Source organism: Trinickia camelliae (assembly GCF_053525655.1).
This window is the reverse complement of the sequence record NZ_JBCHAA010000002.1, coordinates 320,334-346,670: the sequence shown is the minus strand read 5'-3', so window position 1 is coordinate 346,670 and position 26,337 is coordinate 320,334. Positions and strand designations below refer to the sequence as shown.

Below are 26,337 nucleotides of genomic sequence, written 5' to 3'. Positions count from 1 at the left end.
TCTACTGACTCTCCAAAGGCTCGCTCGCGACAACCGATCGCGACGCGAGCAGCAGAGAGATGACGAGCGAAAGGATCAGGACATTCGACGGCGTAACGAGCCGATGCTCGGTCGCCGACATCACAAGCAAACAAATGGACGAGATCTCGACGAACCTGAAGGCTGTGAAGTTCTGCCCACGTGCTACGAGCGCAGCGGCCGCTGCGCCGTTCTGGCTCCACTCGATCAGTTTCCAAAAGAAACTCAACATCAGAACAAGGCCGACGATGCCGAGTTCCGCGAGGATGTTCAGGTAAGAGTTGTGGGCGTGAGAGTCGCTGTGTTCGATGATGACGTCGGAAGGCACCGCGAAAAGATGGAAGTAAGACGTCAGGCTGCCGATGTGATCGTCGAACGAACCGAAGCCGAGGCCGACGATCGGGCTTTGCTCGAAGTACGCGAGCGCCCGCGGCCAGAGCCATTCGTAGCGGATGTCCAGGTTGGCGACCTTGGCATCCGAGTTGTGAATGGAAAAGCGGTAGCCCATGTAATCGACCGACGGATCGGTGTGATAGATCGCCATCGCAAGAGAAGCGACCACAAGGCCCGCCATCAACGTGGCCAGCATCCAGCGCTTACGGCCGAAGTACAGGTAGGGAAAAATGGCGGCGGCACCGAGCAACGAACCGCGGCTATAGGTCGAGAAGAGCATCAGTAAATTCAAGCCAAGCAGCGCGAGAAGCCACTTGCTTCTCCTTTGCAAGTAGCACGCCGCGCCTAGACAAAACAACATGGCCAAGAAGCCCCCGGCCGCATTGCGAGCGATGAAGTAGCTGCCAAAGCTATCGTCCGGATGCCGGAAGATGCTCAGCAACCCGTTGTGCAGAATGTACTGAGCGTAAGGCGGAATGTTGATGATCACCGCGAAGATGAAGAACGTTCGAAGGATTTTGTTCAGATCCCAGCGGTGCGCGTAGAGGCACCCCGCGAAAACGGGCGCGTACGAGATGAAGAAATTTCCGTCGCGCCGATAGAAGTCGAATACGAGAAATGAGCGTGGGTCGTACAGCAAGGTCGAGACCACCGCAACGAGCGTGAAGGCCGTAAGCGGAGTCATGAACGCGGGGTAACTTCTTCCGAAAAAGCGCCATGAGCAAAAGACGATCGGTACAAATCCCGCGGCGCTAACGGGGACCAGATTGGTAACGGTCAGGAATAACGCAAATAACGATATGTAGGCCATTGCCACTCCAAAAGACGGATCTAGCTCCGTTGAAGCCGGCAGCACATGCCGCAACAAACATACCGGAGAGATGTGACACGGCCTTGCGGCGTCTCATTGTCCACAGGTCAAGTTTGTCCGAAGCGATGAAAAGCGGGTCTGACGAACAGGGCCAAAACCTCAACTGATCGCGCCAAAAATGCTGTGGTGCAGCGTAGCGTTCCTATGATTCAACGCATCGGCTTAGCAGTTAGCGTCTGATTGCAACGAAGAGGAAAGCGAATGAGTCATGTCATGGTGAGGGTGGAAGAGGCTGAGGTCGCCGCGATGGATCGCGGGTACCCGGAGTGTTCGCGGCTTGTGCAGGTGATTCTGGCGGGCGGGTCCGGCACTCGTCTTTGGCCGGTGTCGCGCGAGCAGTTTCCAAAGCAGTTGATCGACGTTGTAGGCGATCAGACTTTGCTGCAGGCCACCATGGCGAGAATGCGCGGCTTCGCTGCTGGCTGGGAGGTTGTGCCCGAACCGGTGATCGTATGCGGTGCGGAGCATTACTTTGCGACCAGCGAACAGGCTCGCGAAAGCGGCGTGAGCGCGCGCATCGTGGTGGAGCCGGCTCGCCGTGATACTGCGCCGGCATTGACGCTCGCCGCGCTGACCGCATGCGCGGATGGCCAGGACGCGATCCTGGTGGCCATGCCCGCGGACCACGCGATTGCCGATATCGATGCGCTGCATCGGGCCATCGATATCGCCGCGCGTTTTGCGCAGTCCGGCGCGATCGCGACGCTCGGTGTGCCGCCTGACAGGCCCGATACGGGCTTCGGCTACATCCGTCTCGGCCGGGCCTTGCTGAATGGCGCCCATCAGATCGAGCGTTTTGTCGAGAAGCCCGCTGCGGAGCTTGCCGCACAGTATGTCGAATCGGGCGCGTACTGGTGGAACAGCGGCATGTTCGTGGTGCGTGCGTCGGTGTGGCTCGACGTCATCGCACGGTTTCAACCCGAGATGCACGGCGCGTGTCTTAAGGCGCATGAATGCGCCACGAAGTCGGACGATTGCATTATTCCCGGCGCAGCGGAGTTTCAACGCTCGCCATCCGATTCGATCGATTACGCGGTAATGGAGCAGCTTGGCAAAGCGGATTCGCCGTTCAAAGGCGTGGTGGTGCCGCTCGATGCAGGCTGGTCCGATCTCGGCTCGTGGGACGCGGTCTGGCAAGCGATGGACAAAGACGAGTTGGGCAATGCATCGAGCGGCCGTGTGCTGTTCGAGGGAGCCGCCACGACGTATGCGCGTTCCGAGGGCGGACGGCTGGTGGCATGTGTCGGTACAAACGACTTGGTGGTCGTCGAAACCGACGACGCCGTGCTGGTTGCGGATCGCTCGCACGTGCAGGACATCAAGGGCCTCGTGTCGCGCATCAAGCGCGATAAAGCGCCGGAAGCCGACGCCCACCGAAAGGTGCGCCGTCCATGGGGCTTTTACGATTCCATCGACCATGGCGATCGCTTCCAGGTGAAGCGCATCGTCGTCAGTCCTGGCGCTCGCTTGTCGTTGCAAATGCATCACCACCGTGCGGAGCATTGGGTCGTCGTGAGCGGAACGGCGCTCGTCACGCGCGGGGAGGAACAGTTTCTGCTCGGCGAGAACGAGTCGACTTACATACCACTGGGGGTGCGTCATCGTCTCGAGAATCCTGGGCGCGTGCCCTTGCAGATCATCGAGGTCCAGTCGGGTACCTATCTTGGCGAGGACGATATCGTCAGGTTCGACGACAAGTATGGCCGATGCGGCTGATCGGCCATGGCGAAAGCACGCTCTGGGAGGCCGCGATGCGTTTGATTACAGGTGTACTAGCGAGAGTGTTCGATGTTGCGATGATAGTGGCCGGTGCCTTCGCGGCTTCGCACATCCGCTTCAATGAACTCTCACAGGGAAGTGTCTATCTGGCGTTCGTGGCGTTTGCCGCGGCGCTTTCACTGGCGGTTTTTCCTGCGCTCGGCGTCTATGCATCATGGCGCGGCCGTTCGAAGCGGGCGCTGGCAGGGCATGTCGCGCTCGCATGGCTCGCCGTGCAGGTCTGCGCCATGGCGTTGATGTTCTCGCTGCATCGTAGCGACTATGTCTCGCGTCTCTGGTGTGCGTATTGGACCGGTATCTCCGGTGCCGCGATGATGGCCGGCCGATTGGTGACACACAGTTTGCTCGGACGCGTACGCAACGCCGGATTGAATCTGCAGCAGGTCGCAGTGGCAGCGAGCGGAGAACACTGCGACGAAATCATCCAGAAGATGGAGGCGGCGCATGAAGCCGGCTTTCGTGCCAAGGCTGTCTTCAGCCCGAGTCGGGGCACACGTGCGACCGCGACCGCGCGCGTGCCGCTTTTCGACGAACATGCGGCCTTCGCGCGGTACGTTCGCGAACAGCATATCGGTGAGGTCTGGCTGGCCTTGCCGCTGACCGAGGAGCGCGCGATTCTCAGGCTCGTCGACGAGTTTCGCAACGACTTGATCAATATCCGCTTCATGCCCGATGTCCGTGCGCTTGCGCTTTTCGAAGGGAGCGTCACGGATCTGCTGGGTCTTCCGACGATCAACCTCGCCGCATCGCCATTGCCGCCCAATGCGATGTTGAAGAAGGAACTCTTTGACCGTCTCTTTGCGCTGGGTGCGCTGATCGCCATTGCGCCGATCCTGCTCGCCTGCGCGATCGCGGTGAAGCTCAGTTCGCGCGGACCGGTGTTCTTCAAGCAACGCCGAAAAGGCGCCGATGGCCGGGTCTTCACGATTTACAAATTCCGCACCATGCGCTTGCATCAGCAAAAGCAAGGCGTGCTCGAGCAAGCGAGACGCGGCGATCCACGCATCACCGCTGTGGGTGGATTCCTGCGCCGCACGAGCCTCGATGAATTGCCGCAATTCTTCAATGTGCTGCGCGGCGAAATGTCGGTTGTGGGGCCCCGCCCGCATGCGCTCGAGCACGACGATCTTTACCAGAACATCGTCTCGGGCTACATCCATCGCTATCGGATCAAGCCGGGCATTACCGGATGGGCACAGATCAACGGCTTTCGCGGGGAGACCGATCGTATCGAGAAGATGGAGGGCCGCGTCGCGCACGATTTGTATTACTTGCGCAATTGGTCCTTCGGCCTCGACGTCAAGATCATCGTGGCGACGATATTCAAAGGGCTGCACCATCCCAACGCGTACTGATTGCAGGCAATGGCATTCGAAATCGAGAGCAGGCTTAGACAATCCGCGAAAAAGGTGGCCCGGTACAAGTTCCACCGGGACCATGCTGTCCAGGCCGCCAAGGTGCTCAAGCTATTGGAGAAGCACTACGGCCGTGCCGACCCTTCGATCCTGAATCTGGCCGACGCCTATGCGCGCGACGTCTTTGGCGATGCGCTCTACGCGCCCTGGCTGCGGGTGTACGCGGCGTTTAGCGGAACGTTCAAGGAAGGCTGGATTCCGGATAACTACTACGGCGGCGTGGTGGTGCCGAGCATGAAAGGGTGGTACGGCAAGATATCGGCGCTGAAGCCGTTGACGCGGATGATCTTCAATAGCGACGCCTTTCCGGATATTGCCTACTTTGCTAACGGCTTGTTTTTCACCACTGAAAACGTAGTGGTTTCCGAGCGCGCGATCGAAGATGTCGTCTTTGGGCAATCCGAGAAGATCATCTTCAAGCTGGATGGAGGCGGGCAAGGCAAGGGCGTGTTCATCTTCGATAGGAACACGTTCAGTGCCGACGCGATCAAGGCGCTCGGCAATGGCGTCATGCAGCGATTCATCTGTCAGCATGGCTTGCTCGATAGCTTTGCGGCTAAGCCAGTGGCGACGCTGCGCTTCACGACGGTGGTTGACGACACCGGCGCCATCTCCATCCGAGCCTGTTTCTTGCGTCTGGGACGCGCGAACGATACCCACGTTCACACTGCGAGCGAAATTTGCGTGCCCGTCGATTTGTCGACAGGTGAGCTTTCTCGGGAGGGCTACCTGAGCGACTGGTGTGCTACCGCTGCGCATCCGGACTCCGGCGTCGGGTTCTTCGGCGTGAAGATTCCCGCGTTTTCCAAATGTGTTCGTACCGTCCTCGAACTGCATCGGAAAGTCCCGTTCGCGCGCTGCATCGGATGGGACTTGACTGTCGACGTCGACGAAAACGTGCAGGTCATGGAGTGGAACGGCGAACACAACGATGTGAAATTCGGCGAGGCAACTCAGGGGCCCTGCTTTTCCGATTTGAAGTGGGAACGGCTGAAATCGGTGTGACGAGTTGGAGGAGGGAAGTGAGCGATCAGTTGTGGTGCGTCCATATCGAAGGCGTTGAAGACTTCATTGCCATGAGCTCCCGGGACATGGCGGTGCGCGAGGCGTCGACGATCAACGCCTACCTCGAGAGGTTTGAGAACGGCCGGGAAGCGGCGCGCGTGCGCGCCGTCGCAATCGAATGGCCGTTCTCGCCTGATCGTCATGCGAGTTCCTTGGAGGAGGACTGGCATGATCTGCAACAGATGGCGCATCGACAAGCAGGCGCTCAGCCGCCTAAGCGGTCATTGCTGAACATGGCGCGGCGTTGGAGAGAACTAAAACGAGTGGTTCGCAGCGCCTGATCCCTGCCGTTTCGATTTCGCACGCCGCATCAGCATGTTCATGCCCTCGACGAACGCGGAGAACGCCATCGCCGCGTAGATGTAGCCCTTGGGCACGTGCGAGCCGAAGCCTTCGGCGATCAACGTCATACCGATCACCAGCAGGAAGCTGAGCGCCAGCATGACGATGGTCGGATTGCGGTCGATGATGCGTGTGAGCGGCTGCGCGGCGAACAGCATGGCGCCGACGGCGGCAATCACGGCGATCACCATGATCGGCACGTGCTCCGTCATGCCCACTGCGGTGATGATGCTGTCGACCGAGAACACGAGGTCGAGCATCAGGATCTGGCCGATCGCGGCCCAGGCCGTCAATTGAGCCACGCCGCCGCCGGTAGGCGATGCATCGTCGGGCCGCGCCACGTGATGGTGAATTTCGCTGGTCGCCTTCCAGACGAGGAACAGTCCGCCGCCGATCAGGATCAAGTCGCGCCAGGAGAGCCCGTGGCCGAACAACGCAAAGGCCGGTTGCGTGAGCTGCGCGATCCACGCGACGGTGCTAAGCAGGGCCAGCCGAAGCACGAGCGCGAGCAGAATGCCGATCCGCTGGATGCGGGCGCGTTGAGCCTCCGGCAGCTTCTTGCTCAGGATCGCGATGAACAACAGATTGTCGACGCCGAGCACGATTTCCATGACGACGAGCGTGACGAGCGCGGCCCAGGCGGCGGGATCGGTAATGAGAGCGAGCAGATAGTCCATGAAAGTGGGCAAGCGCGGTTAGATGGGAACGAATCAAACGGTTCCGTCATGATCGCGGAATTGGCGGTTCGAAAAAATCAGTGATAATCGAAGCGATATATCGGTTTTTTCGAAATGAGCGCGCCATGCTGAACTATCGCCATCTGTACTATTTCTGGATCGTCGTGAAAGAGGGCGGCTTTGCGCGCGCGGCTGAGCGCCTGGACATGGCCGTCCAGACCATCAGTGCGCAGGTGCGGGAGCTGGAGCGCTCGATCGGGCGGCAACTGCTGAAGCCGGCCGGTCGCGGCGTCACGATGACGGAGGCCGGCGAGACGGCCTTCAGCCGCGCGGAGCAGATCTTCCATCTAGGCGAGGCGCTGCTCGAAGAGATGCGCGACACGGACGGCGAGAGCACGGCTCGCCTTGCGATTGGGCTGTCCGACGGCATTTCGAAGCTCGCCGCGCGTGCCCTGCTCGAGCCGGTGCTCGGCACGCCGTCGCTGCGGCTACTGTGTCACGAGGGCGAACATGCGGAGCTGATGTCGGAACTCGCGCTGCACCGGCTCGATCTCGTGCTCGCGTGCCGGCCGGCGCCGCACGACGCGGATCTGCGGCTCGTCAGCGAGCGGCTTGTTGCGTCGCCGGTCGACTGGTACGGTCCGGCGGAACTCGTGCGGAAGTCGGCCCGCGATCACTTTCCCCAATGCCTCGCCGACGTGCCCGTGCTGTTGCCCACCGCGCACGGCGCGCTGCGCGCCCGGCTGGACCGCTGGTTCGAGGCCGAGGGCATCCGGCCGCGGATTGCCGGCGAATTCGAGGACAGTGCGTTGATGGCGGTCTTCGCGGCGCGCGGACTCGGTGTGTTTCCGCTCGCCGAACTGGGCGCGGACGACCTGTCGCTGCTGCGTGGTCTGCGCTGGCTCGGTCGCGCGGAAGACGTGGCCGAGGAGATCCACGCGATCCGCTCGCGGCGCGGGCAGCATCATGCGCTGGCGTCGCGGGTGATTGCGGCGGCGCGCGGCTGAAGGCGCCGCCGCAAAAGCGGCGGCTGGCTCGGATGCGCGCAATGCGCTTATTCAGTGCCTTCGATAATGCGGAAATCTCGTTCGACGGAATTGCCGAGCGCGGCCAGGGCCGCTTGATACGCGTCGCTTTTATACGTGGCGAGTGCGCGATCGAGGCTGTCGAATTCGATGACGACCGTACGCTCTTGAATGCCGGCGCCGCTCGCATACACGGCTACGCTTCGAGTGAGAAACCGTCCGCCTCCGTCCTGAATCGCGGGCGTGGCGAGCTTTGCATAAGCGGCCAACCCCTCGGTGTCCAGAATCTTCCGATAAGCGGAAACCCAATATCCTTTTGCCACAGCAACCTCCATTTGGTTCGAGACATTGCACTTCGATTCGACCGGCGGAACGCCGGATGGCGTCTGGGTCGAACGCGAACGACGAGCATATCAGCAGCTACCGGAGCTTGCAGGGGCTCGCTTTACCGCGGGTTCCCGATTCTGCTTCCGATCATGATCAGCGAATTCGAACGCTAATGGCAAAAGATGGCTATTTGTTGGCGGCAAAGCACCTAATCGGACGCGCTTCGCCTCCGGTATGATCGCGTGAGCAAATAGCTGCAAACGCGCAGCTCGCAATGTGCCGGCATCACGTCTTTCCCGCTTGTTCACGCGCTTGGGGTCAACGCCCATGTCCACCGGACAAACCGCGCATTTCGACGGCTCAGCCCACTATTCACGTGGCATGTTGCGGCTGCTTGCGATCATCGCCGGCGTTTCGGTGGCGAACATCTACTACAACCAGCCGCTGCTCGAAAGCTTCCGGGCGTCGTTTCCGCAAAGCGAGCATTGGATCGGCTCGGTTCCCTCCGCCACGCAGCTCGGCTACGCCGTCGGCATGTTCTTGCTGGCGCCGCTTGGCGACCGCATCAATCGAAAACACATCATCCTCGCGCAGATCGTGGGATTGTCGATCGCGCTCGTTTTCGCTGCGGCGGCGCCGTCGCTCTTCGTGCTCGCCGGCGCGAGCCTCGCGATCGGCGTGCTGGCCACGATCGTGCAGCAGGCCGTGCCCTTCGCGGCCGAACTGGCGCCGTCCGCGGAGCGCGGGCATGCGGTCGGCACCGTGATGAGCGGCATGTTCCTGGGCATCTTGCTGGCGCGCACCGCGGCGGGCTTCGTGGCCGAGTACTTCGGCTGGCGCACGGTGTTCGGTGCGTCGGTGCTATCGCTCATCGCGTTGGCCGTGGTCGTCGCCACGCGGCTGCCGGATAGCAAGCCGACCTCCACGCTGCCGTACGGCAAGCTGCTGGGCTCGATGTGGCATCTGGCGGTCGAGCTGCACGGTCTGCGGGTCGCGTCGCTGACCGGCGGTGCGATCTTTGCCGCGTTCAGCGCCTTCTGGTCGGTGCTGACGTTCCTGCTCGCGGGCCCGCCGTTTCATCTCGGGCCGCAAGCGGCGGGGCTCTTTGGCATCGTCGGCGCGGCGGGCGCGCTGGTCGCGCCGGTGGTGGGGCGCTTGTCGGACCGGCGTGGACCGGGCGCGATCATCACGCTGGCGGTCGGGCTCGTGGCCGCCGCATTCGTCGAGCTGATGTTCGCGAGAGCAAGCATTGCGGGGCTGGTGGTCGGCGTCATCGTGCTCGATGTCGGCGTGCAGGCCGCATTGATCGCGAACCAATCGCGCATCTACGCGTTGCGGCCCGATGCGCGCAGCCGTATCAATACGGTGTTCCTGGTGGGCTATTTCATCGGCGGTGCCTTCGGTTCCGCAGTGGGCGCCATGGCATGGCGGCACTTCGGATGGACCGGCGTATGCGTGGTCGGCGTCCTGTTCGCGGCGCTCGCCGCGTGGGTGCATTCGCGCCCAGAGCCGGCTTTGGCGCGGCAAAGCTGACGCGCAGTTAGCCGGCTCTCTTAAAGGACTCCGGATTTTCTTTGCGTCTCTCGCGGCAATTCGTTGAAACGCGCCTGATAGTAGGCCGAGAAGCGGCCCAAGTGACCGAACCCGTAAGCCAGCGCGGTGTCGGTCACGCTCGCATTGGGCGCGAGGATCAGATGCGCCCGCACGGCATCGAGCCGCATATTGCGCAGCAAGGTCATCGGCGCAACGCCGAAGTGCCGCTGACACAATGCGTTCAACGAACGCACGCTGACCCCAACGGCATTGGCGAGATCTTCGAGCGACACCGGAGCGGCGAGCTTCGCGTTCGCGTATTCCAGCAACGCGTCTGTCTGACGTGAGGCGCCTGCGTATCCGTCGAAGCTTCCGTGGCCGTGATCGACTGCCTCAACCGCCGAACCGCTCGGCCCGAGTGGCGAAAGCAGCGCTGTCGGCTGATGAGCCAGAAGGAACAAAGCGATGTTGCGCTCGAAATGATCGCGCCACGCTGGATGCACGGCGGACGCCTGCTCGATCGATAGCAGCCCGAGCAGCGATTGCACGAGCATGTCCCATTGCAGATTCAGTTCGCGCGGCACGAGATAGCCGGGCATCAGCCTCGCTTCATGCGCCGCATCTGGCTCCGTCGCGGCACGCAGCAGCGCATTCGGAATCTTGATGATCAATTGCCGTGTGCCGGCATACCAGCGCATCCGCAGGCGATCGCGCGGCGAGAGTATCGCGGTACGCCCTTCGGACACGTTGAGCGTGCGCCCATCGGCTTCGATTTCAGCCCCGCCTTGCAGCGAGGTATGGACCAGTGAGAAATCGTCGAACGGGCTCGGCGCGACTTCGACGTCCGCCCCGTACTGCAACGCGTACACCGTGAGCTGATTCAGTTCGCCTTTGAAAAGAGCGGCATCAGGCGCGCCTCGCTTCCAACGCAAGACGTGATCGGAAAGCTCGCGCGCAACCTGATCGTGGACGTTCACGCGAACGTCTGAACGAAACAGGCAATTGCGGTAGAGCCCCGACAGTGCCTCGCTTTTGGGGGACAGCGACATCGATTTTCTCCGAGTCGTCGCGCCGCGACTGAAGGTTTTCTGAAAGCAATAGGGTGCGAACGTAAGGATGGCCCGATTCTGTCAGAAAAAATTATTCGCGTCAGGGCGGGATTCGAATGCGCTTTGCAGCGTGCGCCTATTCATTCGACGAATACGGCCTCGCTGCGCCGCCGCAATCCATGAAGGCTTTCGTGCTCGCAAAAAACGGATAGAACCGGCGAGCAATTCGCCGGTTTCGGATAGCGGCGAAAAAACGGCGTTCTTAAGATTTGCCTCACAACGACTTGATACGGAGACAGTCAATGTCAGAAGCGGCAGAACTTTCAGACGTCATGCAGCGCGCAGCGGAGCGGCGCGTCGCGTTTCCCCAGCCGGATGGCTCGTGCGTTCCCTATAGCGTGTTCAGCTCGCAGGAAGTCTACGAGCGTGAGCAGGAGCGCATCTATCGCGGCCCGCATTGGAATTTCGTTGCGCTTGCATGCGAAATCCCGAACGTCAACGATTTCAAGAGCACGTTCGTCGGCGACACGCCCGTCGTCGTCACTCGTACCGCGAACGGCTTTGCCTGCTGGGTGAACCGCTGCGCGCATCGCGGCGCGATGGTGTGCCGCGAGAAATACGGCAATGCGTCGTCGCATACGTGCGTCTATCACCAGTGGAACTACTCGTGCGAAGGCGACCTGCAGGGCGTGCCGTTCAAGCGCGGGCAGAAGCAGGGCGGCACGATGCTGATCGGCATGGCCAAGGCATTCAACACAGCCGAACACGGTCTGCAGAAGCTGCGCGTCGAGGAATACAAGGGGCTCGTGTTCGCGACGTTCAGCGACGAGACGCCGCCGCTCGTCGACTACATCGGTCCGCAGATGCTGCCGTGGGTTGACCGCGTATTCCACAAGCCGATTCAGTTCCTGGGGTGCACGCGCCAGTACTCGAAGTCGAACTGGAAGCTCTATCTGGAGAACGTGAAGGATCCGTATCACGCGAGTCTGCTGCATCTGTTCCATACGACCTTCAACATTTTCCGCGTCGGCATGAGCGCGCGCTCGATTCCCGACGAGACGGATGGCCTGCACAGCTTGATTACCGTAACCAAGCCGATCGCGGATACGAACACGGCATCGGCGTACACCGACCAGAAAATCCGCTCGATGCAAGAAGGGTTCGCGCTCGAGGATCCCGCGGTGCTCGGGCAGATCTCCGAGTTCGACGAGGACTGCACGAATCACATCCAGCCGATTTTCCCGCAGCTCGTCATTCAGCAGATTCACAACACGCTGGTCGCGCGGCAATTGCTGCCTAAAGGCCCGAACAATTTCGAGCTGATCTTCCACTTCTTCGGCTATGAAGACGACACACAGGAACTGCGCGATCTGCGTCTGCTGCAGACGAATCTCGTGGGTCCCGCCGGCTACATCTCGATGGAAGACACCGAGGCGACGGAACTCGTTCAGCGCGGCACGGTGCGCGATGGCGACAAGACGTCGTATATCGGCATGGGGCTCGATGCGCCCGAGCAGACCAACAGCAATATCACCGAAAACTTGATCCGCCGATTCTGGACCGGATACCAAAAGGCGATGGGCTACTGACATGGATAAGCAACTGCAATGCTGGCTCGAACTGAGCGCGCTTCAGCACCGTTACGCCCACGCGATCGATAGCGGCAAGCTCGAAACGTGGCCGGAGTTCTTCACCGAAGACGCGAGTTACACGATCGTCTCGAAGGAGAACGCGGACCGCGGGCTGCCCGCACCCATCATCTACTGCCGCAACCAAAAGATGATGCGCGACCGCATCGTCGCGCTGCGTCACGCGAACATCTTCGAGGCGCACACCTATCGCCATGCGCTCGGCGGTCTCGTCATCGACGAGATGAACGACGACGAGGTCAAGACGACCTCCAGCTACATCGTCGTGAGCACCGGCGCGGCGGGCGACTCGGTGGTCTACCAGGCCGGGTGCTATCGGGACACCGTCGTCAAACGCGATGGCGTGTGGCTGTTTAGCGAAAAGCGCGTGGTCTACGACACATCGCGTGTCCAGACCCTGCTCGCCACGCCGATCTGAAGAGGTAATGCATATGAGCACCTGGCATGACATCGGCGCATTCGACGACTTCGTCGAAGACGAACCGAGCGCTGTGAACGCTGACGGCGTATCGATCGCGATTTTCCGCGTGGGCGACGAATTGTTTGCGCTGCACGATCTCTGCACGCACGAAACGGCGCCGCTCTCCGAGGGCTTCGTCGAGGACGGCTGCGTCGAATGTCCGCTTCATCAAGGGCTTTTCGATCTGCGCACGGGCGAAGCTCGGAAAGCGCCTTGCGAGCACGCCGTGCAGACGTACCCGGTACGTATCGAAGCGGGGCGTGTGGCGGTTCAGGTTCTGCCGCGCATCGCGCTGGCTGAATGAACGTTCGTCTTCGGCGAGGTTGAGCACATGAGCGAATCCACGATCATCGTGGCCGGCGCGGGGCAGGCCGGCGGCTGGGCGGCGCGCACGCTGCGCAAGGAAGGTTTTGGCGGACGCGTCGTGTTGATTGGCGACGAGTCTCATCCGCCTTACGAGCGTCCGCCGCTCTCCAAGGCGGTGTTGACCGGCGAGAAGCCGATCGAGGGCACGCACATTTTCGGCGCAAGCGACTTCGTCGATCTTGCCCTGGATTGGCGGAGCAATGTCCGGATCACGGCGCTGCAACCCGAGGCAAAGCGCGTCACGCTGAACGGCGGTGAAACGCTGAACTACGACGCGCTCATCTTTTGCACGGGTGGACGCGCACGCGAACTGAACGTGCCTGGCGCGGATTTGCCAGGCATCTACCGGCTGCGCACGCTCGATGACGCGCTCGCGTTGCGCCCGCTGTTGCAGCCGGACGCGTCGCTGGTCGTGATCGGTGGCGGCTGGATCGGTCTGGAGGTGGCCGCGACGTGCCGCAAGATGGGCGGCCATGCGACGGTCGTCGAAAGCGCTCAGCGGCTCTGCGAGCGCACCGTTCCGCCCGATGTCTCCGCTTACCTCGCCGAGCTTCATGCTTCGCACGGCGTGCCCGTGCTGCTCAGTGCGGAAGTGACGGGCTTTACGCGGCAAGCCGGCGGCAAGCTCGCGGTAGCGTTGCGCGATGGGCGCGAGCTGGTTTGCGATGCGGCGGTGATCGGCGTGGGGATCATTCCCAACGACGACGTCGCGCGGGCCGCAGGCATTGCGTGCGAGGGGGGCATCATCGTCGACGAGCAATGCCGCACTTCCGATCCGTCCATCTACGCGGCGGGCGATGTCGCGGCCGCGCACAACGCATGGGCGGGACGGCGGCTGCGCCTGGAGTCGTGGCAGAACGCGCAGGAGCAGGGCATTTGCGCGGCGAAGGCGGCGCTCGGGCAGGCGGTGCAGTATCAACCGTTGCCGTGGTTCTGGTCCGATCAGCACGGTGTCAATCTGCAGATCTACGGCTTTCCCAGCGCAACGCACACGGTTGTCGAACGCCGGCAATCCGAAGGCGGCAGCTTCGTGCGCTTTTATCTTGAAGGGGATTGCGTCAAGGCGGCCATCGGCGTCGATGCGGCGCGGGATTTGCGATTTGCACGACGCTTGATCGAAAGCCAGCGCGAGGTATTGGTGGAACGCTTGGCAGACACTGGCGTTCCGTTATCGCGGCTTTGATAGCCGGCTGCGCGCTACTGCGACGCCGACACCTTGGCCACGCCGCCCGGTACTGAAGAGCGGATAACCACGCCTTCGGACTGATCGTGTTGATCGGCGCCGTGCGAGATGACGCTTTCCTTCAGGATCGCGCACATGACGACCAAGAGCGCGATGACGATCACGCCCAAGATGCCGTAGCCGAGGATTCTCAAGTACCCCATCGTGTCCTCTACTCGTATGTTCGCTGGGACAAGCGCCAAATAAGCGGCATTTGGCATACCTCTCCGACGTGAAGCCGCGAATGCCGCGTTGCAGGTATATACCATGCCCGTGTGACATGCAAATGCGACTTGCGAACGCCCGGCTGCGGGAGCCGGGCGGAACGATGCGAGGGGAGCGTTGCGCGGCCAAGCGCCGCGCGGATGAGATCCAGCGCAACTAGCGCAATTGAGTTGCCGCGAGCAGCAGCACCATGCTGCCGATCGCGCCGTCGAGCACGCGCCACGCGCTCGCACGGCGGAACAGGGGCGCGAGCAGACGCGCGCCATAGCCGAGGCCCACGAACCACAGCGGACTGACCGACATCGCACCGAGCGCGAACGCCATGCGTGCGCCTTCCGGTTCGCGAGCGCCCGCCGTGCCGATCAGCAGGAACACGTCGAGATACACATGCGGATTGAGCCAGGTGAACGCGAGCGTCATCAGGATGACGGGCCACGCGCGTTGCGCGGCCGTCGCGCCGCCGGCGCTGCTCGCCGCTTGCGCGCCGACATCCATCACCGCGTGCCCCGGCCGCAGTGCGCGTCGCAACGCGCTGATGCCGAACCACGCGAGATAGGCGAGCCCCGCGTACAGCACCGTATGAATAAACACCGGATAGCGCTCGACGAGCACCGACGCACCGCCCACCCCCGCTGCGATCAACACGAGATCCGATAGCGTGCACAGCAGGACGATCTTGCCGACGTGCGAGCGCATGATGCCTTGGCGCAGCACGAAGGCGTTCTGTGCGCCGATGGTGACGATGAGCGAGGCGCACAATGCCGCGCCGTGCGAATAAGCGGTCCAGTTCATTTCGATTCAGGGGACGAGACGGGTAGACGAGAGAAGCCAACGGGGCTAGTCTGCGTGTTTTGCACACGTAAGAAAAGCTAATTTAGCTAAAGCCGATTAAGGAACGCTAATGCTCGACTATGCCCTGCTCGACGCGCTCGCCGCCGTCATCCGCTACGGTTCGTTCGATCGCGCGGCGAGCGCGCTGAACGTCACGGCGTCCGCGGTTTCGCAGCGCGTGAAACTGCTCGAAGAGCGCGTCGGCAGCGTGCTCGTGAAGCGCGGACAGCCTTGCACAGCGACCACCTCGGGCGCGCTCTTGTGCCGCCACACCGAGCGCGTGAAGCTGCTCGAATCGGAGTTGACGGGGCAGATGCCGTCGATGCCCGGTGCGCTTACCGAATCGTGGCCGACTCTGCGGGTGGCCGTGAACGACGACAGCGTTGGCACTTGGTTCGTCGATGCGGCCGCCCCGTTCTGCGTCGAGCGGGAAACGCTGCTCGATCTCGTCATCGACGATCAGGACCACACCGCGCAGCGCATTCGCGACGGCAGCGTGCAGGGCGCTGTCACGACGCAGGCGGAGCCGGTGCAGGGGTGCCGTTCGACGCGGCTCGGCAGGATGCGCTACTTGGCCGTGGCGTCGCCGTCGTTCGCGGCGCGCTATTTCGCGGACGGCGTGAGCCGCGATTCGCTGCGTCGCGCGCCATGCGTCGTGTTCAATCCGAAAGATGCGTTGCAGACGCGCTTTATACGGCGCATCACGCGCGCGGAGGTCGATCCGCCGTTGCATTGGATTCCGCACGTCGGCGGTTTCTTGCGCGCGGCGATGACGGGGATGGGCTGGGGGATGTGTCCGGTGCCGATGATTTCCGCGCACCTCGCGGCGGGCGAATTGGTCGACATCGCGCCGGGCAAGTATCTCGATGTCGACCTGTACTGGCAGAGCTGGCGGCTTTCGATCGGCTGGCTCGACGATTTCGGCGCCGAGCTGAAAAAGCGAGCGGGGGCGTTTTTGGATTGAGGCGCAAGCGCGCCGCTACCCGGCCTTCCCAAGCCTTTCGATGATCGCCATCCCTGCCGCCGGATTGCGCACTTTGAAGCCGCTGATCACGTAGAGATAAACATCGCGCTTGCTTGCTTTGCGAGGCGCCTCGGCGACGGTCTCGAGTCCGTCGGGCGTGCTGCCGGCCGCCCACTGCTGCGCGCGTTCGGCCCAGAGATCGAGGTCCGCATCGGAATAGCCCTGCGCTTCCGTTTCGGCGGTGCCCATGATGCGGGCATAGACAAAGGGCGCGGTGTGATCGGCGATCTGCGGGTACTGAGAATCGCCGGCGACGACGACGGCCACGCCGTAGCGGCGGGCGAGCGCAATGAAATCGGGGTTCTTGAAGCTGTCGTGACGGACTTCCACGGCATGCCGCACCGCCTGCCCATCGACTTCCTGCGGCAACTGCGCGAGAAAGGCTTCGAAGTCTTCGGCGTTGAATTGCTTGGTCGTCGCGAACTGCCAGTTGATCGGCCCGAGCTTTTCCTTGAGCCTCATGACGCCGCTCGCGAAGAAACGCTCGACCGATTCGCCGGCCTCGGCGAGCACCCGGCGATTCGTCGCGAAACGCGGCGCCTTGAGGGCGAAGACGAAGCTTTCAGGCGTCTCGTCGTACCACTTCGCGAAGCTGTCGGAGCGCTGCGTGCCGTAGAACGTGCCGTTGATTTCGATCGACGTCAGTTGCCGGCTTGCATATTCGAGCTCGCGCTTTTGCGTGAGGTCCGACGGGTAGAACGTGCCCCGCCAGGGTTCGAAGGTCCAGCCGCCGATGCCGACGCGAATGCCGTGCTTTTTGCGAGTTGCCATGGTCGATCCGTTTGTCGAGTGGGTCGAATCAAACGGGTCAACTGTAGCAAATGGATCTACATGCTGCGCAGTGCGGTGAAATCGGCGATACGGATCAGCTTGCCTTCCATTTCGATGATCCCGCGCTTTTGGAAGCGCGACAGCATACGGCTCACGGTTTCGAGCGTCATGCCGAGATAGCTGCCCATTTCCTCGCGCGTCATGCGCAGATGGAATTCGCTCGGCGAATAGCCGCGCTTCGCGTGGCGCTCCGAGACGTCGAGCAGGAACGTGGCCACGCGCTCTTCGGCGTTCAGCGAGCCGAGCAGCATCATCTGCGACGTTTCGCGCACGATTTGCTCGCCCATCAGCTTGTGCAGGCGGTGCTGCATCGCGCCGGTTTCGCGGCACAGGGCTTTCAGGGCGTCGTAAGGAATGATGCAGACCGAGCTGTCTTCCAGCGCGATCGCGTTGCAGGTGTGCGTGTCGTCGCTGATGCCGTCGAGACCGAGCGCTTCGCCGGCGAGGTGGATGCCGGTGACCTGCTCGCGGCCGTCGCGGTGCGTGAGGACGGTTTTCAGGGAGCCCGAGCGGACCGCGTACAGATTGCTGAACGCCTCGCCCGAACGGTACAGCGTGGAGCCGCGCTTGACGGTTTGCGCGGTGCAGATGAGCGCTTCGAGCTTCGGCATTTCGTCGGCCGAGAGACCCTGCGGCATGCACAAATGGCGCATCGCGCAGCTCGAGCAATTGGCGTTTTGGCGCATTGCCGGGGGGGTGGCGCGGGTAGCCGCGCGGTTACCCGGAACGACTGTGTCGACGGGAATATTCGGGTTGCTCGGATTGCGTAAGGGGGCGATGGTAGGAGTCAGCATGATCGGTGGAAACAATGTCTAATTACGATGAAGTTATTGTCCCACCTCAAACCCTGTCCATTTAGCGACATAACGCCGCGTTAGACCGATACGAATACTTGCGCGGTGTCATGACATAAAAAGCGCATCGCGTATATAGGGTGCGAGCACTTATTCGACTGAGCGGGGCGGGGCTGCGGACGGAATCAAAAGCACGGGTAAGGCAGATTGACGCAGGCAGCGCTCGGCGACGCTGCCCATGATCAACCGGTGGACGCCGCGGCGTCCGTGTGTGCCCATCACGAGCACATCGGCGTCGAACGCGGTGGCGGCCTGCAGGACGCGCACGGCGACGTCTTCGATGGTCGATGCCGGGCCTGTGACGACCTCGCCGTCGACGCCCGCCTCGCGGATCGCCTGCGAGAACTCTTGGGCGAGAACGGCGCCTTCTTCCGTGAGCTTTTCGCGCAGAACCGAAGGGTCGTAGCTCGGCACCTGGTAGCCGATCGCGGAGTCTTTGAGCGCGTGGAACGCGCGCAGCGTGGCCCGGTTCGACTTCGCCAGATCGAGCGCGGTGTCGAACGCGCGTCGGGAAGGTTTGCTGTCGTCGATGGCGACGAAAATGCGCTTGTACATAATGACTGCCAGTTTTCGAGCGGCTAATTTGCCGGTTGATTGCGTATAGCGGCCGTTTCTCGAAAAGATTAAATGGCTGGTCTGAGGATTTCGTTCGACCGGAAGATTAATAAAGGAGAGCGGACGCAATAATCGCGGATTAAATGAAAATGATTTTCATATTGACTGCAAGCGCGAGGTCATTTCATTTGACCCGGCCCGTTGGGTCGCCCCGTCGTTCGACGCCGGCTCGCCGTCATGCGAAGATCGACGCCTGCGATCAACGAGAGGCCATCTCATGACAGACAACTCCCGCCGCTATCCGGACCCCGCCGTCCGGGTGCTCGACCCGCGCTTTAGCGCGCTGCACATCGCATCGGCTTCGGTCGAGTGCTTGTATCAGGGCGCGCGCTGGTCCGAAGGGCCGGTGTGGTTCGGCGACGGGCGCTATGTGCTGTGGAGCGACATTCCGAACAACCGGATGCTGCGCTGGGATGAAGCGACGGGAGCTGTCAGCGAGTATCGCAAGCCGTCGAATAACGCCAACGGCAATACGCGCGACCGCGAGGGCCGGCTCGTGACCTGCGAGCACTTGACGCGGCGCGTGACGCGCACCGAATACGACGGCTCGATCACCGTGCTCGCCGACCGCTACCAGGGCAAGCGCTTGAATTCGCCGAACGACGTGATCGTGAAGTCTGACGGCTCGATCTGGTTCAGCGACCCGACCTTCGGCATCGACAGCTTCTACGAGGGCGAGCAGCAGGAGTCCGAACTGATTTCCGCCGTCTATCGCATCGATGGGCAGACGGGCGAGCTGTCCGTCGTCGTCGACGATCTCGCGGGCCCCAACGGTCTTGCGTTTTCGCCGGACGAATCGATTCTGTACATCGTCGAATCGCGCGGCGAACCGCGCAAGATCCGCGCGTACGACGTTGGCGCGGACGGCGCGTCGATCGAGAAGGGCCGCGTGCTGATCGACGCCGGTCCCGGGACGCCGGACGGCTTTCGCGTGGACGTCCACGGCAACCTGTGGTGCGGCTGGGGCATGGGGACCGACGAGCTCGATGGCGTGCGAATCTTTACGCCGCAAGGCGAGGCGATCGGCCATATCGCGCTGCCGGAGCGCTGCGCCAACGTCTGCTTCGGCGGCCGCCACCGCAATCGTCTCTTCATGGCGGCAAGCCACGGGCTCTATTCGTTGTATGTGAACACGCAAGGCGTAAAGGGCGGGTGAGCGGCGTGCTCGATAGCGAAAGCGGCAACGGCAGCGATAACGAAAACGGTGACGACGAAGGCGGCCTCGACCCCGCCATCGCCGCGCTGCTGATGCAATTGCACGAAGCCTCGCAGGCAGCGCCGGCGAAGGCGTGGTCGCTCGCCAAGCTGAGCAAGCGCTCCGCTCTGCCGATGAGCACGCTGCGCCGGCTGCTCGTGCAGCTGGAGGCGGCGGGCCTGGTCGAGATGGCCATCGCCGACGACGGCACCGGCAGCGCCGGCCTGACCGACGAGGGCCGTCATCTTTGCGCCGAACTATTTGGCGCATGATGTTTCATCGACTGCGCTAGCGCGCGCGGCTGCACCGAAAGCTGTCCGTCAACGACCGAACCATCATGCCCAAAGCTGCGCCCCCCGATCTTCACGATGCCCCGGGACAGGGACGCGCGCTCGCACGCCGCTATCCGCGTGGGCACCGCGTCGAGCCGCATTCGCACGATTGGGCCCAGGTGCTGTACGCCGTCGCGGGCGTGATGTGGGTGGAGGTCGGCCAGGAGGCGCTGGTCGTGCCGCCGCAGCGCGCCGTCTGGCTGCCGGCGGGCACTGTGCACTCGATCCGGATGATGAGCGCCGTCGAGATGCGCAACGTCTATCTGCGCGCGCCATTTGTGCGGCATCTGAGCCGGCAGTGCGACGTGTTCGAGATCAACGGGCTGCTAAGAGAGCTGATCACGACGATTGCCGAGCATGAAGGCGAACGCGATCGGGCTTATCTCGACGCCGCGTATCGAATGGTGGTTCTCGAACTCGAGCATGCGACGCGCTATTCGCTGCGGATTGCCCTGCCCAGCGCGTCGGACCGGCGTCTCGAATCGCTCTGCCGCGCCGTGATCGACAATCCGTCGATCGACATCAGTTTCGAGCAGCATGCCGAGTCCGTCGGCGCGAGCGTGCGCACGCTCGCGCGACTCTTCACGCGCGAGCTGGGTGTCGGCTTCGCCGAATGGCGGCGGCAGGTTCAACTGGCGGTCGCGGTATCGCGTCTGGCGGAAGGGCGCTCGGTCAGCAGCGTCGCGCGTTCGCTCGGCTATCTGCCGAGCAGCTTCAGCGATATGTTTCGACGCGAACTCGGTGCGCCGCCCACTGAGTTTTATCCGCATCAGACGCTCAAGGTTGCGGGCGCCGAAGCCGACGGTCCCGCGGATCTCGCCGATCCGCTCGACGAATAGCCAACCGCCCTTGCGCGAACTCTGTCCGGAATTCGAAAGCACTTGTCAGCACACCGGGATGTCGGACACCTAGACTTCGGTCATGCGCTGCGTTCGGCAGCCAACCCCCCACTAGGAGCGTTTCGTCATGAAAGCGATTCAAGTCAAGTCGTTCGGCCATCCCGAAGTCCTCGAAACCGTCGATGTCCCGACGCCGGTGCGCGGCGGCGATTCCGCGATCGTGCGGATCGTGAGCGCGTCGGTCAATCCGAGCGACGTCAAGAACGTGTCGGGCCATTTCCACCATACGACGCTGCCGCGCATTCCCGGACGCGATTTCAGCGGCGTGGTCGTCGAGGGGCCTGCCGAGTGGCTCGGCGCCGAGGTCTGGGGGACGGGCGGCGATATCGGCTTCACACGCGACGGCACGCACGCCGAGTTCATCGAGATTCCCGTCGTGGCGCTCTCGCGCAAGCCGGCGAAGCTCAGCCACGACGAAGCGTCCGCGATCGGCGTGAACTTCGTCGTCGGCTGGCTCGGTACGGTCGACTACGCGCAGCTGGCCGCCGGCGAAACGATCGCTGTGATTGGCGTGAGCGGCGGGGTGGGCGGCGCGGTCACGCAGATTGCCAAGGCGCGCGGCGCGCGCGTGATCGGTGTGGCGCGCGAGCGGCCCGCGGAAGGCTCGCCCGCGGCGCAACTGATGGACGAATTCGTGCTGCTCGACGACTCGGCTGTCGAGCGCGTCCAGGCGCTCACGGGCGGCGGCGCGGATGTGGTGTTCGACGCGGTCGGCGGCGTCACGTTCGAGACGGCGTTGAAGCTCGCCAAGCGCCGCGGCCGCGTCGTGGAAATCAGCGCGACGGGCAAGCGCCGTGTCGAATTCGACCTGATCGACTTCTATCACAACGAAACGCAGCTTTTCGGCGCGGACAGCGCGAAGCTTGGTGTTGCCGAATCGGCGCGCTTGATGACGGCGCTCGCCGACGGTTTCGACAGCGGCAAGCTGACGGCGCCGGTGATCGCGCAGCGCTATCCGCTGAGCGAGGCGCGCGCTGCGTATGAAGCGGTGGCAGCGGGTACCGCGGGACGCGTCGTCATCAACATGTAAGGGGCGCCTGCGATGAAACCTTATCTAATCTCGCTGGCGCTCGGTTTGCTCGTCGGCGTGATTTACAGTGTGTTCGGCGTGAAATCCCCGGCGCCGCCGACAGTCGCGCTCGTCGGGCTGTTCGGGATGCTGGGCGGAGAGCATGTGATACCGCTTGCCCGGGCGGTGTTTGAGCGGGTTTGGGGGTGAGCTGAAGCGGCAGGGGCCAAAGTTGACAGCGCCACGCGTGGCCTTTAGGATGCGGCGGCCAGTGGAGGCCGGGGCCGGCTAGTGCCGGAAGCTCTCCACTGCGCGTTTTGCCGCCATGACAAGGCGCTTTTTTTTTGCGACATTTTTTGAGATGGGTACGCTCTATCTGGCCTTGTCTGGCTTTACTGCCTATTTAAAAGTTACGAATTCATGACAGTTTCGCGCGGCATTCCCCCGCAACGGGTCGCGGTACTCGTGCCCTGTTACAACGAGGCCGCGACGGTTGGCGCCGTGGTCCGCGATTTCCGGAAGGCGCTTCCGGAGGCCAGCGTCTATGTCTTCGATAACAACTCGTCGGACGACACCGTTGCGCTCGCCCAAGCCGCTGGCGCCACCGTGCGCCGGGTTCCGTTGCAGGGCAAGGGCGAGGTGATTCGCCGGATGTTCGCGGACGTCGAAGCCGACGTCTACGTGCTGGTCGACGGCGACGACACGTACGACGCCGCCGCTTCCCCCGATCTCGTGCGCCGGCTTCAGGAAGACGGGCTCGATATGGTCGTCGGTTCCCGTGTGACCGATGAGCAAGCGGCGTATCGGCTAGGCCATCGATTCGGCAACGTCTTGCTGACGCAATGTGTCGCCCGGATTTTCGGCCGAACGTTCAAGGACATGCTGTCGGGTTATCGCGTCTTCTCGCGCCGTTATGTGAAGTCGTTCCCGGCACACGCCAGCGGATTCGAAACGGAAACGGAGTTGACCGTGCACGCACTCGAGTTGCGCATGCCGGTCGCCGAGGTTCAAACGCAGTACAAGTCGCGGCCGGACGGCTCGGAGAGCAAGCTCAATACCTACCGTGATGGCCTGCGCATCTTGCTGACCATCCTCAAGCTGTTCAAGCTGGAAAAGCCGCTGATGTTTTTCTCGCTAGGCTTTTTCGTGTGTGCGCTGAGTTCGATTCTGCTTGCGTTGCCGCTTGCCGCAACTTATGTGCAAACCGGAACGGTGCCGCGCCTTCCCACGGCGTTGCTGTGTGCCGCGCTCATGCTGCTCGGGGCCATGCTGCTCACGTGCGGCTTGATTCTCGACACCGTCACGCGTGGCCGCGCAGAGGCCAAGCGGTTGACGTATCTCGGCATCCCGGCGCCGGGCGCAGACACGCCCGCCTGCTGACATGCGCAAGCAGCTCGTACGTTTTGGCATCGCGGGAGTGGCGGGTTTTCTCGTCGACGCGGGCGTCCTGTATCTGATGCTCGCGCTTGGCCTTGGTTATTACGCCGGCCGCGTCGTGTCATTCCTGTGCGCCGTGTTCGCGACTTGGCAAATCAATCGGCACTACACATTTACGCCTCGGGCAAATGTCGAAGCGGTAACCACGGCGCGCCGTCCCTCGCTCTGGAAAGAGTGGTGGCAGTATCTGCTCGCCATGTCGGGCGGCGGAGCCGTGAACTATGCCGCCTATTCGGCCACGGTCTTCCTGCTTCACCCGATGCGCTTCCTGCCGCTCTTAGCGGTCGCCGTGGGATCGGTCGCCGGTCTTGGCGTGAATTTCCTGTCCGCCAAGTTCTGGGTGTTTCGACATCGCTAAGCCACGCAAACGCGCGGCGTTCACTAAACAACCCTGCATCACGAGGTTTCTTTTAGATGTCGAAAGTTGCTGCCTGGATGAGATCGATCGATTGGAACGCTGCGAAGCTGCATCGTCGCGCGAGCATCGTGGTGCCTGTGTTGTTTGGCTTGATCTCGTTGTGGCTTGGCCAAGACAGTAACTGGGACCTTGGCAACTACCACCGTTACAACGCGTTCGCACTGCTCAACGGCAAGGTCGGGGTCGATCTGGCGCCGGCGGGCATGCAGTCGTATTTCAATCCGGTACTCGATGTTCCGTACTACCTGATGACGACATACTGGCCCGCGCCGTTAGTGGGCTTCGTCATGGGCGTTGTGCACGGTCTGACGTTCGTGCTGTTGCTCGGCATTGCGAAGGCGGCATGCAGCGAGTTGCGGGACGAAGACCGCTATCGAGTGCCTTTGCTTCTCGCCGCGGCCGGCGTGCTGACCGTCAATTTTCTGTCGGGCCTCGGCAACTCGATGGGCGACGATACGACCGCGCTATTGGTCCTTGCTTCGATGCTGACCGTCGTGCGGCATTGGGGGGAGCTTGGCGTGGGGTCGTCGCGGGCCGTTCGCGCGATGGCGGTTGCCGGCGTGCTCGTCGGCGCCGGTGCGGGGCTCAAGCTCACCAACGCGGTGTATGCCGTCGCGCTTTGCGCGAGTCTTTGCGTGGTCTCGGCATCGCTGTGGACACGCATTCGGATCGCCTTCGTGTTCGGTGTGGGCGTGCTGCTCGGCATTGCGATCACGGGCGGCTACTGGTTCTGGACGATGTGGCACACGTTCGGCAATCCACTCTTTCCGCAATTTGGCTCGGTGTTTCCGAATCCGCTTGCAAGCGCGGGTGGCGTTGCCGATACGAGTTGGTTGCCGAAGAGCCTGCGCGAGGCGCTGCTCTGGCCGTTCGTGATTTCGCTGAATTCGCTTCGCGCCGGACAGGTTCGGCTGCATCAGATCGTGTGGCCTGCCGTCTACGTATTGTTTGCTTGGTGGGCGATCAACGCGTTGGTCTCCATGGGGCGACGGGGTGGGGCAGAATGCTCGGCGCCGAGCCGCTCGCCTGGCGTCTACGTGCTTGCGTGCATCGCGATCGGCTTCGTCGTCTGGATGAAACTGTTCAGCATTTTCCGCTATATCGTCGCGATTGAAGTTCTAACGCCGCTTGCGATATGGCTGCTGTTGCATCGCGTATTGTCCGAGGCGTCCGCGCGTCGCTGGGCGTCTTATGTGATCTGCGCCGCGACGGCCGTAGCTGTATTCGGCGGTGTGGAAACGTGGGGTCACGAACCTTGGGCAAACAGGGCGTTCAAAGTCGATGTGCCGCACTTCGATGATCCGATTCATTCCACCGTGCTAGTCGTGGATCAACGGCCTGCGTATGGGTGGGTCGTACCTGCTTTTCCTCCGTCGATTACGTTCGTGTCCGTGGCGGGCAGCTTTCCCGAGGGCAGCGGATATGCAGCGCGTGTGCGCCAGATCATCGACGCGCGTGGCGGTCCGACCTATGCGCTGGTCCCGTTCGTGGACAACTGGCGAGCCAGGAGCCTCGAGCGGATAAATGATCGCCTTGCGGGCCTAGGCGTTCTGCAAAGCGCAGGCATATGTTCGTTTGCTACGCGTCTAGTCGACCGCTTGCACATGCACGCGATGGTGGTCCCGACCGTTGCAGCGACGCCGGATGGCAGGCACTGCGAACTGGCTCAGCGCACGTCGGATCAGCAATCGATCGTGGCGCAAGACAACGCGTTGATGGAACACACCGTCGAAATCCTGCACAACTATCGCGTGCAACTCGATCCGTCGTCGTGCTCGATTCGCGACGCTTTTATCGGCGGCTCGCGCGCGCCGTATCGGTTCTGCCGCGTCACAGCGGAATAGCGCAGCCTAATACCCCACGCGATACACGCGCCCCGTCTGCGCGCCTTCCACGCTGCGGCAATACGCAAGCGCCGCACGCTGCGCCGTGACGGGCTCGAAGCCACGGAAATACGGCCCGTACACGCTCATCGATTCTTCGAGCACCGTCGGGCTCACCGTGTTGATCCGAATCCCGCGCGGCAATTCGATCGCCGCGCCGCGCACGAACCCTTCGATTGCGAAATTGACAGTCGTCGCATTGACGCCTTCATGTATCGGCTCGTCGGCCAGAATGCCGCTCGTCAGCGTGAACGAGCCGCCATCGCTCACGTGATGCTGCGCGGCGAGCACCACGTTCACTTGCCCCATGAGCTTGTCGCGCAGGCCGATCCAAAACTGATCGGCCGTCATCTCGTGAAACGGACCGAAGTGCGTTTTACCGATGGCTGTCACCACGGCGTCGACTTTGCCGATTTCGTGAAAAAGCCGCTCGACGCTCGGCAAGTTCGTCACGTCGACGTGATGATCGCCGTGCGTCGCGCCGACTTCGATCACTTGATGGCGGATCTTGAGTTCGGCCGCAACGGCGCGTCCGAGCGTGCCGCTGGCTCCGATGACGACGATCTTCATGGGCGAGTCCTCAAACACTCAAC

29 protein-coding genes are annotated in these 26,337 nt (G+C 62.4%); 19 read left to right on the top strand and 10 right to left on the bottom strand.

The window, feature by feature from the left end; genetic code table 11:
* Window position 1 precedes the first annotated feature (1 nt).
* Window positions 2–1,222, bottom strand: a complete 1,221-nt coding sequence (locus AAHK20_RS05020) for an O-antigen ligase family protein (protein WP_449180338.1) — start codon at window positions 1,220–1,222, stop codon at window positions 2–4.
* 273 nt (window positions 1,223–1,495) lie between these two features.
* Here AAHK20_RS05020 and AAHK20_RS05015 point away from each other — a divergent pair, with 273 nt between their 5' ends.
* From AAHK20_RS05015 to AAHK20_RS05000, 4 genes are read left to right on the top strand one after another with little or no spacing between them, the layout of a single operon-like run.
* Window positions 1,496–2,998 (top strand): mannose-1-phosphate guanylyltransferase/mannose-6-phosphate isomerase, encoded by a 1,503-nt coding sequence (locus AAHK20_RS05015; RefSeq protein WP_449180589.1) that lies wholly within the window; start codon window positions 1,496–1,498, stop codon window positions 2,996–2,998.
* A 35-nt stretch (window positions 2,999–3,033) separates the two neighbouring features.
* The gene (locus AAHK20_RS05010) at window positions 3,034–4,416 is read left to right on the top strand and encodes an undecaprenyl-phosphate glucose phosphotransferase (protein WP_449180588.1); all 1,383 of its coding nucleotides are present in this window, start codon (window positions 3,034–3,036) and stop codon (window positions 4,414–4,416) included.
* Between the two features lie 9 nt (window positions 4,417–4,425).
* Entirely contained in the window at window positions 4,426–5,481 is a 1,056-nt protein-coding gene (locus AAHK20_RS05005; RefSeq protein ID WP_449180337.1) for a sugar-transfer associated ATP-grasp domain-containing protein, read from the top strand.
* A 17-nt stretch (window positions 5,482–5,498) separates the two neighbouring features.
* Window positions 5,499–5,822 (top strand): hypothetical protein, encoded by a 324-nt coding sequence (locus AAHK20_RS05000; protein WP_449180336.1) that lies wholly within the window; start codon window positions 5,499–5,501, stop codon window positions 5,820–5,822.
* Here AAHK20_RS05000 and AAHK20_RS04995 read toward each other — a convergent pair.
* The gene (locus tag AAHK20_RS04995; protein WP_449180335.1) at window positions 5,796–6,560 is read right to left on the bottom strand and encodes a TerC family protein; all 765 of its coding nucleotides are present in this window, start codon (window positions 6,558–6,560) and stop codon (window positions 5,796–5,798) included. The genes AAHK20_RS05000 and AAHK20_RS04995 overlap by 27 nt on opposite strands.
* Before the next feature lie 125 nt (window positions 6,561–6,685).
* On the opposite strand from AAHK20_RS04995, the gene AAHK20_RS04990 reads away from it, so the two are divergent.
* Entirely contained in the window at window positions 6,686–7,567 is an 882-nt protein-coding gene (locus AAHK20_RS04990; protein ID WP_449180334.1) for a LysR family transcriptional regulator, read from the top strand.
* A gap of 47 nt (window positions 7,568–7,614) precedes the next feature.
* Here the strand turns inward: AAHK20_RS04990 and AAHK20_RS04985 are convergent, their stop codons facing one another.
* Window positions 7,615–7,908: a DUF1330 domain-containing protein gene (locus AAHK20_RS04985; RefSeq protein ID WP_449180333.1), complete on the bottom strand. Its 294-nt coding sequence runs from the start codon at window positions 7,906–7,908 to the stop codon at window positions 7,615–7,617.
* Between the two features lie 331 nt (window positions 7,909–8,239).
* On the opposite strand from AAHK20_RS04985, the gene AAHK20_RS04980 reads away from it, so the two are divergent.
* Entirely contained in the window at window positions 8,240–9,445 is a 1,206-nt protein-coding gene (locus AAHK20_RS04980; protein WP_449180332.1) for an MFS transporter, read from the top strand.
* Between the two features lie 20 nt (window positions 9,446–9,465).
* Here the strand turns inward: AAHK20_RS04980 and AAHK20_RS04975 are convergent, their stop codons facing one another.
* On the bottom strand, window positions 9,466–10,494 hold the full coding sequence (locus tag AAHK20_RS04975; RefSeq protein WP_449180331.1) for an AraC family transcriptional regulator: 1,029 nt from the start codon (window positions 10,492–10,494) through the stop codon (window positions 9,466–9,468).
* 302 nt (window positions 10,495–10,796) lie between these two features.
* Between AAHK20_RS04975 and andAc the strand changes: the two genes are divergently transcribed.
* From andAc to AAHK20_RS04955, 4 genes are read left to right on the top strand one after another with little or no spacing between them, the layout of a single operon-like run.
* Entirely contained in the window at window positions 10,797–12,083 is a 1,287-nt protein-coding gene (andAc, locus tag AAHK20_RS04970) for an anthranilate 1,2-dioxygenase large subunit AndAc (protein ID WP_449180330.1), read from the top strand.
* 1 nt (window position 12,084) lies between these two features.
* Entirely contained in the window at window positions 12,085–12,561 is a 477-nt protein-coding gene (gene andAd, locus AAHK20_RS04965) for an anthranilate 1,2-dioxygenase small subunit AndAd (protein WP_449180329.1), read from the top strand.
* A 13-nt stretch (window positions 12,562–12,574) separates the two neighbouring features.
* Entirely contained in the window at window positions 12,575–12,907 is a 333-nt protein-coding gene (gene andAb, locus AAHK20_RS04960) for an anthranilate 1,2-dioxygenase ferredoxin subunit AndAb (protein ID WP_449180328.1), read from the top strand.
* Window positions 12,908–12,934: 27 nt separating this feature from the next.
* On the top strand, window positions 12,935–14,152 hold the full coding sequence (locus AAHK20_RS04955) for an NAD(P)/FAD-dependent oxidoreductase (RefSeq protein WP_449180327.1): 1,218 nt from the start codon (window positions 12,935–12,937) through the stop codon (window positions 14,150–14,152).
* Between the two features lie 14 nt (window positions 14,153–14,166).
* Here the strand turns inward: AAHK20_RS04955 and AAHK20_RS04950 are convergent, their stop codons facing one another.
* Together AAHK20_RS04950 and AAHK20_RS04945 are read right to left on the bottom strand one after the other, a co-directional pair.
* Window positions 14,167–14,355, bottom strand: a complete 189-nt coding sequence (locus AAHK20_RS04950; RefSeq protein ID WP_449180326.1) for a hypothetical protein — start codon at window positions 14,353–14,355, stop codon at window positions 14,167–14,169.
* 217 nt (window positions 14,356–14,572) lie between these two features.
* Window positions 14,573–15,208: a LysE/ArgO family amino acid transporter gene (locus tag AAHK20_RS04945; protein ID WP_449180325.1), complete on the bottom strand. Its 636-nt coding sequence runs from the start codon at window positions 15,206–15,208 to the stop codon at window positions 14,573–14,575.
* A gap of 109 nt (window positions 15,209–15,317) precedes the next feature.
* On the opposite strand from AAHK20_RS04945, the gene AAHK20_RS04940 reads away from it, so the two are divergent.
* Window positions 15,318–16,211, top strand: a complete 894-nt coding sequence (locus AAHK20_RS04940) for a LysR family transcriptional regulator ArgP (RefSeq protein ID WP_449180324.1) — start codon at window positions 15,318–15,320, stop codon at window positions 16,209–16,211.
* Between the two features lie 15 nt (window positions 16,212–16,226).
* Here the strand turns inward: AAHK20_RS04940 and AAHK20_RS04935 are convergent, their stop codons facing one another.
* From AAHK20_RS04935 to AAHK20_RS04925, 3 genes are all read right to left on the bottom strand, one after another.
* Window positions 16,227–17,042 carry a DUF72 domain-containing protein gene (locus tag AAHK20_RS04935; RefSeq protein WP_449180323.1) on the bottom strand — a complete coding sequence of 272 codons (816 nt, stop codon included), beginning with the start codon at window positions 17,040–17,042 and terminating at the stop codon, window positions 16,227–16,229.
* Window positions 17,043–17,098: 56 nt separating this feature from the next.
* Window positions 17,099–17,896, bottom strand: coding sequence for a fumarate/nitrate reduction transcriptional regulator Fnr (fnr, locus tag AAHK20_RS04930; RefSeq protein WP_449180322.1), 798 nt, complete (start codon window positions 17,894–17,896; stop codon window positions 17,099–17,101).
* Between the two features lie 150 nt (window positions 17,897–18,046).
* A complete protein-coding gene (locus tag AAHK20_RS04925) occupies window positions 18,047–18,511 on the bottom strand; it encodes a universal stress protein (RefSeq protein ID WP_449180587.1) in 465 nt (154 codons plus the stop codon).
* 277 nt (window positions 18,512–18,788) lie between these two features.
* Between AAHK20_RS04925 and AAHK20_RS04920 the strand changes: the two genes are divergently transcribed.
* The 8 genes from AAHK20_RS04920 to AAHK20_RS04885 all read left to right on the top strand — a co-directional run bounded on the left by AAHK20_RS04920 (window position 18,789) and on the right by AAHK20_RS04885 (window position 25,705).
* On the top strand, window positions 18,789–19,727 hold the full coding sequence (locus AAHK20_RS04920) for an SMP-30/gluconolactonase/LRE family protein (protein WP_449180321.1): 939 nt from the start codon (window positions 18,789–18,791) through the stop codon (window positions 19,725–19,727).
* Entirely contained in the window at window positions 19,724–20,038 is a 315-nt protein-coding gene (locus AAHK20_RS04915; protein WP_449180320.1) for a helix-turn-helix domain-containing protein, read from the top strand. The genes AAHK20_RS04920 and AAHK20_RS04915 overlap by 4 nt, the downstream gene beginning before the upstream one ends.
* 65 nt (window positions 20,039–20,103) lie before the next feature.
* Entirely contained in the window at window positions 20,104–20,937 is an 834-nt protein-coding gene (locus AAHK20_RS04910) for an AraC family transcriptional regulator (protein WP_449180319.1), read from the top strand.
* A 127-nt stretch (window positions 20,938–21,064) separates the two neighbouring features.
* Window positions 21,065–22,027, top strand: coding sequence for a quinone oxidoreductase family protein (locus AAHK20_RS04905; RefSeq protein WP_449180318.1), 963 nt, complete (start codon window positions 21,065–21,067; stop codon window positions 22,025–22,027).
* A gap of 12 nt (window positions 22,028–22,039) precedes the next feature.
* Window positions 22,040–22,216, top strand: coding sequence for a DUF1427 family protein (locus AAHK20_RS04900; protein ID WP_449180317.1), 177 nt, complete (start codon window positions 22,040–22,042; stop codon window positions 22,214–22,216).
* 210 nt (window positions 22,217–22,426) lie between these two features.
* Window positions 22,427–23,386, top strand: coding sequence for a glycosyltransferase family 2 protein (locus AAHK20_RS04895; RefSeq protein ID WP_449180316.1), 960 nt, complete (start codon window positions 22,427–22,429; stop codon window positions 23,384–23,386).
* 1 nt (window position 23,387) lies between these two features.
* Window positions 23,388–23,801, top strand: coding sequence for a GtrA family protein (locus AAHK20_RS04890; protein WP_449180315.1), 414 nt, complete (start codon window positions 23,388–23,390; stop codon window positions 23,799–23,801).
* Between the two features lie 56 nt (window positions 23,802–23,857).
* On the top strand, window positions 23,858–25,705 hold the full coding sequence (locus AAHK20_RS04885) for a hypothetical protein (protein ID WP_449180314.1): 1,848 nt from the start codon (window positions 23,858–23,860) through the stop codon (window positions 25,703–25,705).
* A gap of 6 nt (window positions 25,706–25,711) precedes the next feature.
* Here AAHK20_RS04885 and AAHK20_RS04880 read toward each other — a convergent pair whose 3' ends face one another.
* Window positions 25,712–26,314 (bottom strand): short chain dehydrogenase, encoded by a 603-nt coding sequence (locus tag AAHK20_RS04880; RefSeq protein ID WP_449180313.1) that lies wholly within the window; start codon window positions 26,312–26,314, stop codon window positions 25,712–25,714.
* Window positions 26,315–26,337: the final 23 nt, after the last annotated feature.